A 13,374-nucleotide genomic window follows, 5' to 3' on the forward strand; every position below is an offset into this window, starting at 1 on the left:
TGGTCCGAGCATCGCGATTAATGGCGCTAATCGCGCGTCGTGCCGTCGCCAGTCACCAGATATTTGAAGCTGGTCAACTGATCCGCGCCGACGGGTCCGCGCGCATGCATTTTGCCGGTGGCGATGCCGATTTCCGCGCCCATGCCGAACTCTCCACCATCGGCGAACTGGGTTGAGGCGTTGCGCATCAGGATGGCGCTGTCCAGACGTTGGAAGAAGCGTTCGGCTGTCGCGTCATTCTCCGTCAGAATCGACTCGGTGTGGCCCGATCCGTTTTCGCGGATATGCGAAATTGCGCCATCGACCCCTTCCACCAGACGCACCGCGATGATGCTGTCCAGAAACTCTTTGCCGAAATCATCGGGCGAAGCCGGCTTCGTTCCAGCGATCTGCGACAGTTCCCCGTCAGCGCGAACCTCGACACCAGCGTCCAGAAGGTCGCGGATCAGAACGTCACCGTGCTTGTCGAAAAAGCCCCGATCAATCAGCAGACATTCCGCAGCGCCGCAAACACCTGTGCGGCGGGTCTTTGCGTTCAGCACGACGCGGCGCGCCTTGGCCAGATCGGCGTCCTTATCTGCGTAGATATGGCAGATGCCTTCGAGATGGGCGAAAACCGGAACCCGCGCTTCTCGCTGAACAAGTCCGACCAGACCCTTGCCACCGCGCGGGATAATGACATCAATCCATTCCTGCGCCCGCAGCATGGCGGCCACCACCTCGCGGTCGCGCGTCGTGACCATCTGGATCGCAGCCTCGGGCAGTTTGGCGGCACGCAGGCCCTCGACCATACAGGCGTGCAGCGCGGCAGAGCTGTTGATGGAATCGCTGCCACCACGAAGGATCACAGCATTTCCCGATTTCAGTGCAAGCGCGCCTGCATCGGCGGTAACATTCGGACGGCTTTCATAGATGACGCCCAGCACACCAAGCGGGGTAGAGACACGCTGAATATGCAGGCCGGTCGGACGATCCCATTCTGACAGGACACGCCCGACCGGGTCGGGCTGTTCCGCGATGGCGCGCAGGCTGTCGACAATGCCGCGCAACCCATCCGGCGTCAGTGTCAGCCGGTCAATCATCGCCTCTGACAGGCCCTTTTCACGCGCAAAGTCCAGATCCCTGGCGTTGGCCTGCAGAATCTCGGCTTCGCGTGTGCAAACGGCGTCTGCCGCAGCGATCAACGCGGCATGTTTGCGTTCTGCATTGGCAAAGGCCAGTTCGGCTGCTGCGTCCCGCGCGTCGCGGCCCATTCGGGCGACAAGCGCATCTGCGGATTCAATCGCGCCGTCCATGTTTGCTCCTTCCCCGTTTGTCCGGGTTAAATGGTCCTACTGTCGCGCATCGGCAAGTGCTGCGACGCCTGGCAGGTCCTTGCCTTCCATCCATTCCAGAAATGCACCACCTGCTGTCGAGATGAAGGTGAAATCTTCGGCAATGCCTGCCTTGTTCAGCGCAGCAACCGTGTCACCGCCGCCCGCGACAGAAATCAGCCTGTCTTCACGCGTCAGCTTCGCCGCCTCTTGCGCCGCGGCATTTGTTGCCGCGTCGAATGGTGCAATCTCGAACGCGCCGAGGGGGCCATTCCAGATCAGCGTCTTCGAGGATTCAAACACCCCACGGATCGCTTCAACCGTCTGTGGTCCTGCGTCAAGGATCATGGCATCGGCAGGGCATGCGTCGACCGCCACGGTTTCGGATGCAGCACCTTCCTTGAATTCGCGCGCCACTACGACATCGACGGGAAGGTGGATCGCGCAGCCGGTCTTCTCAGCCTTTTGCAGTATCTCACGCGCGGTATCAGCCATGTCACGCTCGGCAAGTGATTTGCCGACCTCGATCCCCTTGGCGACGAGGAATGTGTTGGCCATACCGCCGCCGATCACCAGATGATCGACCTTCTCGATCAGGTTCGACAGCAGGTCCAGCTTGGTCGAAACCTTTGCACCGCCGACAACGGCGACAACCGGGCGCTGCGGTTCGCCAAGCGCGGCGTTCAGGGCATCAAGCTCTGCCTCCATCAGCTTGCCAGCGGCGGAAGGCAGCAGTCGGGCAAGCCCCTCGGTCGAGGCATGGGCGCGATGTGCGGCTGAAAAAGCATCGTTCACATAGACCTCCCCCAATGCGGCGAGAGATGCGGCGAAGGTTGGATCATTCGATTCCTCGCCCGGATAGAAACGGGTGTTTTCCAGCAGAACAACATCACCTTTCTGCATCGCCGCGACGGCGCGCTTGGCCGGGCCGCCAATTGCCTCTTCCGAAAAGGTGACACTCTGGCCAAGTGCTGCTTCCAGTGCCGGAACCACCTGCTTCAGCGACATCGTATCGACACGCTGCCCCTTCGGGCGGTCGAAATGCGCCAGCAGGACCGGCTTGCCGCCGGCCTCCTGAATCGCCTTGACCGTCGGGACGATTTTCTCGATTCGGGTCGTGTCGGTGACCTGACCGTTATCCATCGGCACATTCAGATCGACGCGGGTCAGCACAACCTTATCTTCCATATCCAGATCTTCGATGCGGTGGAATTCCATGTCAGCCTCCGAAGCTTGTTTGACCGGGGTTTTCGGACATACTCACAGGATCGTCAATCTATGTGACGGTGCCGCCGTGACGGGATCGTGCGTTGCAGGGCGCATAACTACAGTTTAGCTGTATGTGCGACTGACAACAGAGGAGGCCCGGAATGGCCGAGATCAAGGATCCCGAAAACACGATCATTATCGAGCTGAAGGATGGCCCCGTCACGATCGAGCTGCTGCCCGACGTTGCCCCTAAACATACCGAGCGTATGAAGGAACTCGCCCGCGCCGGAAAATACGACAACGTCGCCTTTCACCGGGTGATTGATGGTTTCATGGCCCAAACCGGCGATGTCGAGCACGGCAATATGGAAAACGACTATAATCCGCGTCGTTGCGGCACCGGCGGGTCGGAGCTGCCTGATGTGAAGGCAGAGTTTTCGAAGCTGCCGCATGATCGCGGAACGCTTGGCGCGGCGCGGTCGCAAAATCCTGACAGCGCGAACAGCCAGTTCTTTATCAACTTCAAGGACAATCATTTCCTGAACGGTCAGTACACGGTCTACGGCCGCGTGATCGAAGGCATGGAGCATGTCGACAAAATCGCCAAGGGTGAGCCGCCAGCGAATCCCGACCGCATGATCTCGGTCAAGGTGGCCGCCGATGCGTAATTTGATTCTGGTGCCGGTATTAGCCCTTGCTGCCACGGCCGCCACGGCAGAGGGTCTGCCAGGTGTCACCGATGGTCCAGGGCCCAACCTTGTGATCGAGGTCGCGGATTCGGCAGGTGAAGCAAAGGGAACGATCGTTCTGGACCTTTACGCTGACAAAGCGCCGAACCATGTCGCCCGTCTGACCGAACTTGCGACCTCGGGCGCTTATGATGGCGTCGTCTTTCACCGCGTGATTGATGGTTTCATGGCCCAGACCGGCGATGTTCAGCACGGAAAGCAGGGCGGTGATACCGCGATGGCCGGCATGGGCGGCTCTGACCTGCCCGATCTCGCGGCAGAGTTCAGCGATGTTTCGTTCCAGCAAGGCACTGTTGGCATGGCCCGTTCGCAGGACCCTAACAGCGCGAACAGCCAGTTCTTCATCGACCTTGCGCCTGCGACCTTCCTTGACGGGCAGTATACGGTCGTCGGGCAGTTGGTCGATGGCTGGGACGTGCTGAACGCGATCAAGAAGGGCGATGCCGCCGCAAATGGTTCGGTTGAAAACCCTGACTATATGGCGCGCGTGACGGTTGCCGAATAAAACCACGAACGACAAAGCCCCGCCAAAGCGCGGGGCTTTGCTTATCGGTGGTTGGTACAGATTGCCGTCTGCCTGAGGATACCCCGATGACGACCCTTTATATCGACGCCGATGCCTGCCCTGTGAAGGCAGAGGCGGAACGCGTCGCCACCCGCCTGCGCGTCCCGATGATTCTGGTGTGCAATGGCGGTATCAGACCATCGCAAAACCCGCTGGTATCACTGGTGGTCGTCAGTGAAGGCCCTGACGAGGCGGACAAATGGATCGCCGATCAATGTGGCCCCGGCGATGTGGTAGTGACGGCGGATATCCCTCTGGCCGATCGCTGCCTGAAAGCGGGCGCGCAGGTGGTCGAGCCCAATGGCGAGGTGCTGAGCCTTGCCAATATCGGCCCCAGACTGGCAACGCGCGACCTGACGCAGGATATCCGCTCTGCCAACCCGTTCCAGCAGGGCAGCGGCAAGGGCTTCGGCAAGGCCGACCGGGCGCGGTTTCTGCAGTCGCTTGACCGCGTGATGGCGGCGGCGCTGCGGGTGGGGAAAGGGTAGCCTCCCTTAGGCGCGGGGAATGGCTGGGCCAGTGACCGAACAGCTTTGAGTAAAAATGTCCGCTTTGAGCCCTCTTTGACCGATGCTGCGCGCTGAACCGATGTCTGGTTCGAGGTATGGTGCGAGGGCACGGTCTACGTGTCGTCTCCGGAGTTGTTCAGGATGACAGGATGTCCGCAGCTCTGTGATCCGCGTCCACGCCATCGATCAAGAATACTTCGCCTTCAGCGTTTTTAGTCCGCAGCGCCTTAATGTGTTGATAGGCCGAGGATGTGTACCACGCCTGGGCCTTCGCATTGTCCGGAAAGACGATCACGATCAGGTCGCCGACGAACGTTCCTTCGAGCATGTGCTTCTTCCCGCCGTGAATGATGAAGTGTCCCTCGAACGGCGCCAGCGTGGCATCAATGGCTTCGAGATAGGCGACGATCTCTGCGCCCATCTCGACGTTGCGCAGACGGCCGATGGCATAGCAAGTCATTGGAATCTCCTGTCCAGAAGTCATGCGACGGCAGCAGCATGTGGCCGCGCGGCCCATTCGAGGCCCGCGAGCAGCGCAACGACTGCTGCCTGCATCAGAAGGAAGAGCCATCCCAGACCATTCGGCGTGATCAGCTCGGTTATTGGCAGGATCACACTGCCCAGAACCCAGAGCACGTTGCCTGCAACAATCATCTGCACGGCCCAGGCAGGGACAGTCGTGGCTCGGGCGCATACTGCCATGAAGACCGCAATCGGCAGCAGAAGCAGGCCCGCAACGAATAAGAGCAATCCGGGGATCGCCGTCAGTCCTGCGATCGGCCCGGATGCGACGACCAACAGCATGCCCATTGCCGCGCAGGTCGCGGCATCGAGGGCTAGAATGGTCTGCAAGGAAAATCGGCGTCCGAGTTTGGTCATGGTTCCCTCCATCTACTGGTGGCCACGCTTCGTGGGTGGCGAAATGATGGAGTGATCATCGTGCAGCCATGATCTCGCGTCGATTACCTCAGAGGTAATGGTCGTGCTGGCCGCTGTCGGTTACGATACCGGGATGAAAGCGCATCCGGACAGTATCGGGGTCCTGTTAAGGCAGTGGCGTCAGCGCCGCCGCCTCAGCCAGCTTGCGCTCGCGCTCGACGCGGGCGTCTCCCAACGGCATCTCAGCTTCCTGGAATCCGGGCGGTCGCGGCCAAGTCGCGACATGGTTCTTGAACTGAGCCGCCAGCTCGACGTGCCGTTGCGGGATCGCAACGTCATGCTTCATTCCGCCGGCTACGCTCCGTTCTTCCCACAGCGACCGTTGGATGTGCCTGAGCTTTCCGTGGCGAGGGAAATCATCGACCGAATCCTGCGCGGCCACCTTCCCCATCCGGCACTGGCGGTGGATCGTCACTGGACATTACTGTCTGCAAATACAGCCGTGTCCCACCTGCTGGCTGGCGTTGCGCCTCACCTTCTGAACGGGGACGTGAATGTTCTGCGCTTGAGCCTCCACCCGGAAGGACTGGCGTCACGCATCCTCAATCTGGCCGAGTGGCGCCATCACGTCCTGACCCGCCTCGGCCATGAAATCGAGCACTCCGCCGATCCGGTGCTCGCGGGACTAAGGGACGAGCTAGAGGCGCTCCCGCTTCCAGGGACGGGGCGGCCGGATCATGCGGTACTCGGACAAACTCAGGCGATCGCGGTGCCTCTCCGGCTCAAAAGCGACGCCGGGCCACTGACCTTCCTGACCACGACAACCGTCTTCGGAACGGCGGTCGACGTCACATTGTCTGAGGTCGCGATCGAAGCGTTCTTCCCGGCGGACAAGGAAACGGCGGATATTATGGCGGCGCTCGACGACGGAACATGAATGCCGACATTCGAGCGGACGAACCGAAAGCGCGCTTCGTCCCGCATAGCTGCCAGTCGAACTCCGCCCGTTTCGGCGAACGAAAAGGCCGGGAATTATCCCGGCCGTCCATTCATCCGATCTGCACCATCCGGTGCTTCTTTTTCCCGACGGATACTTTCAGCCCGTCCCCGATGATCCCCGCATCGACCTGCACCTGCGGATCGCTGACCGGATCGTTATTCAGCCGCAAGCCGCCTTCGGCGATCAGGCGCTTGGCCTCTTTGCCTGATCCGGTGATGCCGGTCTGTGACAGAAGCTGGATGATCGAGACGGGCAGGGCGTCAGCGGCAATTGTCACGATTTCCAGATCGCCACCCGCGCCGCCTTGTTCAAAGACCTCACGCGCTGTCGCCTCGGCAGAGGCAGCAGCTTCCGCGCCGTGCAGCAGCGTCGTGACTTCGTTAGCCAGACGGATCTTGCCCTCGTTGATCTCGGACCCCTGCAAAGCGCCAAGCCGGTCGCATTCATCGACTGGCAGTTCGGTATAAAGCTTCAGGAAGCGCCCGACATCGGCATCGGTGGTGTTGCGCCAGAACTGCCAGAATTCATAAGCGCTCAGCATATCGCCATTCAGCCAGATCGCACCGCCCTGCGATTTGCCCATCTTGCGCCCGTCGCTGGTCGTCAGCAGCGGCGTGGTCAGGCCCCAGACCTCGCGGTCCAGAATGCGCCGGGTCAGGTCGACGCCGTTGACGATATTGCCCCATTGATCGGAACCGCCCATCTGAAGGCGGCAGTCGTAACGCCGGTATTGCTCCAGGAAGTCATAGGCCTGCAGGATCATGTAGTTGAATTCGAGGAAGCTCAGCGATTGTTCGCGATCCAGCCGGGATTTGACTGACTCAAAGGATAGCATCCGGTTGATGCTGAAATGCCGCCCGATATCGCGCAGGAAATCCAGATAGTTCAGCCCGTCCAGCCATTCGGCATTGTTTAGCATCATCGCCTTGCCGTCGCCATAGTCGAGGTAGCGGGCAAAGACTTTCTGGATATTGTCGATATTCGACTGGATCTGGTCCGGGCCCAGCAAGGGGCGTTCATCACTGCGGAAGGAGGGGTCGCCCACCTTGGTTGTGCCGCCGCCCATCAAGGTGATCGGCCTGTTGCCGGTTTTCTGGAACCAGCGAAGCAGCATGATATTCAGCAGGTGGCCGACATGCAGCGAGGCCGCCGTGGCATCGTAGCCGATATATGCCGTCACCGGCCCGTCGATCAAAGCGTCGTCAAGCGCGGTCAGATCAGTGCAATCGGCCAGAAAGCCGCGTTCCATGATGATGCGCAGAAAGTCTGATTTGGGGGTCGGTGCCATATTGGTTTCCTTTCGATAGGCTGGATATATCGGGCGGGCCAGAGAAGGAAAAGACGTGTCGCGTATGTGCCCATGTGCGGATGGCGGGGTGTGGCGCTCTGCGGCGTACAGGGCGTCACGGCAGGGGCGCAGGTCCGACATAACCACCACAGCGAAGGCGCGTGTGACGCGAAACCGGTATTTTTTCGAAATCGCACCTTGACGCGTCCGATGGGGCCGCGTAAATCCCCGCTACCCCGGCGGGCGATCATGCCGGGGTTGGTGAGCATGCGGTTGTAGCTCAGTTGGTTAGAGTACCGGCCTGTCACGCCGGGGGTCGCGGGTTCGAGCCCCGTCAACCGCGCCACCACCATCGCCCGAAAATGATGCGCGGTTGTAGCTCAGTTGGTTAGAGTACCGGCCTGTCACGCCGGGGGTCGCGGGTTCGAGCCCCGTCAACCGCGCCATTTTGCACTTTTTGCTAAATAATTGAATCTAAATTCTTGAAATGTAATAATAAATTAGTTGTTCGACGCTCCTGATTTCGAAAGTAGGGCAAAGGCTCTGCCAAAACAGTGTTATGAATGTTTTTTCAGAGTAAGATCAGAATTGTTTCAAATTTTCTAATAATTTGAGAAGAACCGCATCGCGTTTTCGAACGACTCCTCAAAGCTATGCCGAAGCTTGCCACTATTGGCGAGATGTTCTTCTGCCAAGACCTTCTTGCGTTCCAGCCTGCTTATCTTCCCAATGTCCATAAACATCCCTGTCACCGATATTCGCCGGGCGGTTGTTGATTATCAAGCGTCGTCAATGAAGGGCTTGGCGCGGCTCCGGGCTCGTTCGCGGGGCAAGTCGAGTGCGCGGCCGGAGCGGAGGCAGGCTGAGAGCTCTCGCCTCAGTACCCCGTGTTATTGAATTTATAGCACCCGGCAGTTGGCTTCATGGCTGATGCGCATGATCGGATATTCGGGGAAGACCGCCTTCCGGGATCGTTAGATCTGCGCCGGACTCCAGCAGATGACCAGCGTCGGCTTTGCCGGAGAACGGCCCGCCGTCCTTTCCATGCCACGATGGGTTCTCCGAAGGCGATACCGTCCGTTATGGCAACGAGGCCGCACGGCCAATCCTGAGCGCAGTCGCGCAGGACGTGTTGGCTGCGAGCTTGCTGATTTTTGGACGCTTGTTTGTCGAGGCGGTGCTGTGGATCGTGCGCACCGGCGCGCCTTGGCGTGATCTGCCAGATGTGTTCGGAGCGTGGAATGCGGCGTTTCGCCGGTTCAGTCGCTGGAACTGCAAGTGGGTCTGGTGGCGGATATTCGAGGCGATGTCCGATGACCCGGATTTCGAGTATCTGATCGTTGACAGCACCATCATTCGCGCTCATCAGCACGCCGCCGGGGAAAAAAGGGGCTGAAGGTCAGGCCATTGGCCGCTCTCGCGGAGGCTTGAGCACAAAATTGCACATGGCCGTGCGCGGCTTGGATGCCCGTTCCGCTTCGCACTGACCGCCGGACAGAAAGGCGACGCGACGCAGGCCGAAGGCCTCATCGCCGACCTGCCCGCCGACATCGTCATGGCTGATACGGCATATGACAGCGACGCCATACGCCAGATCATCGCGGACAAGGGGGCCATCGCAGTGATCCCCAACAACCCGTCCCGAGCACTGAAATATTCGCTCGCCCGTGATCTCTACGCCCAACGGCATCTCGTGGAGTGCGGCTTGTCCAGGCTCAAACAGTTTCGAAGGGCCGCAACCCGATACGAGAAAACGGCCAGAAACGACCTTGCTGTCATCACGATCGCTGCAATCATCCTATGGAACAGGTAACGGCCCGCCACAGCGTTCAGGCGCTCATCGCCCTCGTATCGCCATTGCCCGCGCCATTCTTACGATGGTGTTCAACCGGATATTTGTTTTCCGAGGCGCCTTATCAACAAGACGACACAGCCTATCCCGCAGCGGCTGTCTGAGGCAGGAGCCAGACACCTTCCGCAGGGGTTTGGCTTACCGCCAGCCGGCAGCCATATGCTTCGCTCAGCAATTCGTCCGTCAGAACATCTCGTGGCGTTCCATGCCCAATCACCCGGCCTTTCTGTAAAAGCACCACATGATCGGCAAACATCGCGGTCAGGTTCAGGTCATGCATCACGGCGACGACGCCGCCCCCACGTCTGGCATAATCTGCCGCAAGATTCATGATCGACAGCTGATGCGCGATATCCAGGCTGCTGACAGGTTCATCCAGCAAAAGCCAGCTTGGGCCATTTTCCGTTTCAGGCCGCCAGACCTGTGCCAAGGCGCGTGCAAGCTGAATCCTCTGCTGCTCGCCCCCCGACATCTCCTGATACAGGCGACCTGCATGTCCGGGCAGATCGACCGCCGATAGCGCGGCACGGATGAGCGCGGTTCGCTCGGCCTCTCCTTGCGCGGATTGTGTCAGGCCGATCCGGACGATCTCTGTCGCGGTGAAGGGGAATGACAGTGCGGAATGCTGTGGCAGGACAGCGCGCATTGCCGCCAGTTCAGATGGCTCCATCCCCGCGATGTCGCCCCCGTTCAGTGCTACGCTGCCACCATCCGCGCCAATCTCTCCGGTCAGGGCGCGTAGCAGCGTCGTTTTGCCCGATCCGTTCGGCCCGATGATGGCGGTTAACTGTCCGGCGCGTGCGGTCATGTCGACTGAATGAAGGACATCCCGACGGCCAAGACGAACCCGCAGACTGCGCGCGATCAGGCTCATCCGTCCAGCATCCTGCGATTCGACAGCAGGACCCACATGAAAAATGGCCCGCCGATCATGGCTGTGATGATCCCGATGGGAAGCTCGGCAGGGGCGACCACGCTGCGGCTGATCATATCGGCAATCAGCAGCGTTACGGCACCCAGCAGGGCCGCGTTTACCAGCAGCCAGCGGTGATCCGGCCCGGAGATCAGCCGAAGCAGATGAGGCACGATGATCCCGACAAAGCCAATCCCGCCAGAAATTGCGACGGCCGCACCCGTCGCAGCAGCGGTGATCAGGATGGATGCCGTTTTCATGCGTTGGACGCGAATGCCGACATGCGCGGCCGCGGACTCCCCCAGAGCAAGGCCGTTCAATCCGGTGGCGAGCCTTGGCGCAAGGAGCAGCGCGATTGCAATCACGGGTCCAGCGGCGGCCAGCTTTGTCCAACTTGAACCAGCGAGCGAGCCCAGCCCCCAGAATGTCAGGTCGCGCAGCTGCTGATCATTGGCGCGATAGATAATCAGCCCGCCGATGGCCGATATCATCGCTGCAAGGGCGATCCCCGCCAGCAGCATCGTGGCGACAGAGGTTCGCCCTTGCCTCGTCGCGATGCCATAAAGGGTGAACATCGCAAGCCAGCTTCCAGCGAAGGCGGCAATCGGAACCAGATACCACCCACCGATCGCCCAAGGCAGCATCCCGCCCAGCACGATGGCAGAGATTGCACCCAATGACGCCCCGGCGCTGACGCCAAGCAAGCCCGGATCGGCCAGCGGATTGCGAAACAGCCCCTGCATGATCGCCCCCGAAACGGCAAGTGCGGCGCCCACCAGAATGCCGGTCAGCAGGCGGGGCAAGCGGATGTTCAGCAGAATGACCCTGTCAGTCGTTTCCACCTGCTGGCCCGTAAGCCAGTCCGCCACGATAGCCGGGGCCGAGATGCCCGATGCGCCGTGACCCAACGAAAGCAACGATACGGTTAACAGCAGCAGCGCCAGCCAGATGCAAAGCACCCGTCCAAGATGGCGGCGATCACCTTCCAGCCGTGCGGAGTTTATGTCGATGGACGCCATCAGCCGTCTTCATAGATTGCGTTATGCAGTTCCAGTGCGGCCCGACCGGTGCGCGGTCCGAAGCCAAGCAGATACAACCCGTCCATACGAATGACGGACTTTGTCTTGGCCGCCGGTGTGGTCGAAATTGCGGGCATGGCGAAAAGCTGATCGTCAGGCGCGTCGTGGTCGCTGGTTGTCTCTCCACGATTCATCATCAGGATCACATCCGGCGCCGCGGCCGTTATCGCCTCATCCGTTAGGGGTTTATAACCTTCCAGGCCCTGAACCGCGTTGTCAGCGCCTGCCAGCCGGATGATGGCGTCTGCTTCCGTGCCCTGGCCAGCGGCCATGACCCTTCCACCCTGAAGCGACAGGATGAACAGGACACGTTTCCGCTGTTCTTCATCGGTCGCCTGCGCGAGCTTATCCATATCGGCCTCCAGCTTTGCAACCGGACCATCGGCGGCTTCCGGCACGCCAAGGGCATCGGCGACAGACTGAATTTTCTCTGCCAGTCGTTCGGCGTCCGCGCCGGCTCCGATTGTCTCGAACGGGATACCTGCTTGCTTCAACACATCAATGGCTTCGGGGGGGCCAGCACCTTCTTGCGAAAGGATCAGATCAGGCTTGACCGACAACACCCCCTCGGGCGAGAGCGCCCGCATATAGCCAACATCGGGCAATTCCTGAGCCTCGGCAGGGTAGCTGGATGTCGTGTCGCGCGCGACCAACCGGTCTTCCTGACCAAGTGCATAGACGATTTCCGTGATGGAGCCGCCGATTGCCAGAACCCGTTTTGCGTCGGGATGTGGTTCGGTGGCAACGGAAGGGGTCGAAATAAGCGCAGCGGATACGACTGTGGAAGCGAGCGCGAGGTTTCTGTATCCGAGCCGCCTCATTGCGACACCTCATGGGAGGGAAGGCCGGCGACGAGTTTCGCCCAGCCTTCAGGATCACCGCCTTTTTCCGGACGCATTCCGAAACACTGAAAGATCAGCTCGCCGTGTTCGTCAAAGGCCTCGACCGAGATGGCAGGGCCGCGCTTGGTCGGCTTGTCGACCAGCCAGACCTCTGCGACGTGGTCGCCGCGCAGATGCAGGTTAAACCGCTCATCCAGCACATTCAGCCACGGACCCATCGGCTTCACGTTGTGGAATGTGCCGGAATGGATCTCGATACAGCCGGCATTGCCGACGAAGAACATGACGCCTTGCCCGCTTTCCTGAACGCGGTCCAGAAGCAGGGGCACAGCTTCTGGCGTCAATCGTCTTGCAAGCGGCGCACCTGCGACCCGATAGGCGCCCAGCCTGTTCATCTTCAGCCGCCGGACGAGGGTATTGAACTGGTGGGTGTCGGTCATCTTGACCCACTCTTCACGCAACGTGTCCGCCCGATCTTCTGCGATTTTCGCGCCTTCCGGTTCGGTGCGTTGCGTAAATTCACTCTGTGATTCCTGATCGGGCAGGGCCAGATCCGTGCGCAAACGATCCCATGCCGCAAGATCAGAGGTTTCGCGCAGGTGCGCCTTGTGGATCGCGCCACCTGCAGCATCGAACACCTGAACAGAGCGGCGCGTCCCGTCCTTGCCTTCGCTTTCGGCGGCGTAGGCATGGACCCAGTGGCGCGGAAACATCCGCATGTCGATTTCGTGGTCCAGCGTCATCGCGGCATGATCGCCATCGTGGAAGTCGTTATAGGTGCCGATCTTTTCGATCACGCAAGAGCGGTTGCGCGTCAAAGCCATAACTTCACCCAAGGCCGTGATTGCCGGGATCAGACGGCCAAGCGTCGGGTCGATACGCACCACACCGTGGCCCAGATCGGCCTCGACCAATGCTGCCTCCGATACGCCCAGTTGCTGCGCAAGGTCGTAGGGCCGAACCGTCGAGTCGCGCTTCAGGTCGCGAAGTTGTGCCGGGGTGTGTTCGTTCATTCCAGTCTCCGTCAGCGAAGATTCAGGCTTTCTCGGCGTGAATCGTCATTACTTGACTTTTTTAGTCTAGAATATTTGAAGCCGCAAGCTGTCAGCGTTGAGGCGGCGATGCAAAATGCCACATTATGTCAGGTCAGTCGGACCGTCCGAAAGCGCAACATCC

At 60.2% G+C, this 13,374-nt stretch carries 13 protein-coding genes, 2 tRNA genes and 2 pseudogenes; 7 read left to right on the forward strand and 10 right to left on the reverse strand.

Annotated features, from left to right (window positions below):
- Window positions 1-26 precede the first annotated feature (26 nt).
- Window positions 27-1,295 (reverse strand): glutamate-5-semialdehyde dehydrogenase, encoded by a 1,269-nt coding sequence (locus PAF20_RS03380; RefSeq protein ID WP_271072340.1) that lies wholly within the window; start codon window positions 1,293-1,295, stop codon window positions 27-29.
- A 36-nt stretch (window positions 1,296-1,331) separates the two neighbouring features.
- Window positions 1,332-2,531: a phosphoglycerate kinase gene (locus PAF20_RS03385; RefSeq protein ID WP_271072341.1), complete on the reverse strand. Its 1,200-nt coding sequence runs from the start codon at window positions 2,529-2,531 to the stop codon at window positions 1,332-1,334.
- Between the two features lie 152 nt (window positions 2,532-2,683).
- Here PAF20_RS03385 and PAF20_RS03390 point away from each other — a divergent pair, with 152 nt between their 5' ends.
- The 3 genes from PAF20_RS03390 to PAF20_RS03400 all read left to right on the forward strand — a co-directional run bounded on the left by PAF20_RS03390 (window position 2,684) and on the right by PAF20_RS03400 (window position 4,324).
- The gene (locus PAF20_RS03390; protein ID WP_271072342.1) at window positions 2,684-3,190 is read left to right on the forward strand and encodes a peptidylprolyl isomerase; all 507 of its coding nucleotides are present in this window, start codon (window positions 2,684-2,686) and stop codon (window positions 3,188-3,190) included.
- Window positions 3,183-3,776: a peptidylprolyl isomerase gene (locus PAF20_RS03395; protein ID WP_271072343.1), complete on the forward strand. Its 594-nt coding sequence runs from the start codon at window positions 3,183-3,185 to the stop codon at window positions 3,774-3,776. Before PAF20_RS03390 ends, PAF20_RS03395 begins: the two co-directional genes overlap by 8 nt.
- An 86-nt stretch (window positions 3,777-3,862) precedes the next feature.
- Entirely contained in the window at window positions 3,863-4,324 is a 462-nt protein-coding gene (locus PAF20_RS03400; protein ID WP_271072344.1) for a YaiI/YqxD family protein, read from the forward strand.
- 157 nt (window positions 4,325-4,481) lie between these two features.
- Here PAF20_RS03400 and PAF20_RS03405 read toward each other — a convergent pair whose 3' ends face one another.
- Window positions 4,482-4,805 (reverse strand): DUF1330 domain-containing protein, encoded by a 324-nt coding sequence (locus PAF20_RS03405; protein ID WP_271072345.1) that lies wholly within the window; start codon window positions 4,803-4,805, stop codon window positions 4,482-4,484.
- 20 nt (window positions 4,806-4,825) lie between these two features.
- The gene (locus tag PAF20_RS03410; RefSeq protein ID WP_271072346.1) at window positions 4,826-5,224 is read right to left on the reverse strand and encodes a hypothetical protein; all 399 of its coding nucleotides are present in this window, start codon (window positions 5,222-5,224) and stop codon (window positions 4,826-4,828) included.
- Window positions 5,225-5,321: 97 nt separating this feature from the next.
- On the opposite strand from PAF20_RS03410, the gene PAF20_RS03415 reads away from it, so the two are divergent.
- The gene (locus PAF20_RS03415; RefSeq protein WP_271072347.1) at window positions 5,322-6,161 is read left to right on the forward strand and encodes an MmyB family transcriptional regulator; all 840 of its coding nucleotides are present in this window, start codon (window positions 5,322-5,324) and stop codon (window positions 6,159-6,161) included.
- Between the two features lie 112 nt (window positions 6,162-6,273).
- Here PAF20_RS03415 and tyrS read toward each other — a convergent pair whose 3' ends face one another.
- Window positions 6,274-7,512: a tyrosine--tRNA ligase gene (tyrS, locus tag PAF20_RS03420; protein WP_271072348.1), complete on the reverse strand. Its 1,239-nt coding sequence runs from the start codon at window positions 7,510-7,512 to the stop codon at window positions 6,274-6,276.
- Between the two features lie 269 nt (window positions 7,513-7,781).
- Between tyrS and PAF20_RS03425 the strand changes: the two genes are divergently transcribed.
- Both PAF20_RS03425 and PAF20_RS03430 read left to right on the forward strand, forming a co-directional pair.
- Window positions 7,782-7,858 (forward strand) — tRNA-Asp (locus tag PAF20_RS03425).
- A gap of 23 nt (window positions 7,859-7,881) precedes the next feature.
- A tRNA-Asp gene (locus PAF20_RS03430) sits at window positions 7,882-7,958 on the forward strand.
- A gap of 277 nt (window positions 7,959-8,235) precedes the next feature.
- On the opposite strand, the pseudogene PAF20_RS18925 reads toward PAF20_RS03430, so the two are convergent.
- Window positions 8,236-8,676: pseudogene (locus PAF20_RS18925) on the reverse strand (IS30 family transposase); the annotation flags it as partial.
- On the opposite strand from PAF20_RS18925, the pseudogene PAF20_RS03435 reads away from it, so the two are divergent.
- A pseudogene (locus PAF20_RS03435) lies at window positions 8,672-9,325 on the forward strand (IS5 family transposase); the annotation flags it as partial. The pseudogenes PAF20_RS18925 and PAF20_RS03435 overlap by 5 nt on opposite strands.
- A 121-nt stretch (window positions 9,326-9,446) precedes the next feature.
- On the opposite strand, the gene PAF20_RS03440 reads toward PAF20_RS03435, so the two are convergent.
- The 4 genes from PAF20_RS03440 to PAF20_RS03455 are packed head-to-tail and all read right to left on the reverse strand — an operon-like array spanning window position 9,447 to window position 13,211.
- Entirely contained in the window at window positions 9,447-10,238 is a 792-nt protein-coding gene (locus tag PAF20_RS03440; RefSeq protein WP_271072349.1) for a heme ABC transporter ATP-binding protein, read from the reverse strand.
- Window positions 10,235-11,296, reverse strand: a complete 1,062-nt coding sequence (locus tag PAF20_RS03445; protein ID WP_271072350.1) for a FecCD family ABC transporter permease — start codon at window positions 11,294-11,296, stop codon at window positions 10,235-10,237. Before PAF20_RS03445 ends, PAF20_RS03440 begins: the two co-directional genes overlap by 4 nt.
- Window positions 11,296-12,177 carry a heme/hemin ABC transporter substrate-binding protein gene (locus PAF20_RS03450; RefSeq protein WP_271072351.1) on the reverse strand — a complete coding sequence of 294 codons (882 nt, stop codon included), beginning with the start codon at window positions 12,175-12,177 and terminating at the stop codon, window positions 11,296-11,298. Before PAF20_RS03450 ends, PAF20_RS03445 begins: the two co-directional genes overlap by 1 nt.
- Complete coding sequence (locus tag PAF20_RS03455) at window positions 12,174-13,211, reverse strand: hemin-degrading factor (protein WP_271072352.1); 1,038 nt, start codon at window positions 13,209-13,211, stop codon at window positions 12,174-12,176. Before PAF20_RS03455 ends, PAF20_RS03450 begins: the two co-directional genes overlap by 4 nt.
- Window positions 13,212-13,374: the final 163 nt, after the last annotated feature.

Origin of the sequence: Paracoccus albus (assembly GCF_027913035.1) — a bacterium.
Lineage (GTDB): Bacteria > Pseudomonadota > Alphaproteobacteria > Rhodobacterales > Rhodobacteraceae > Paracoccus > Paracoccus albus.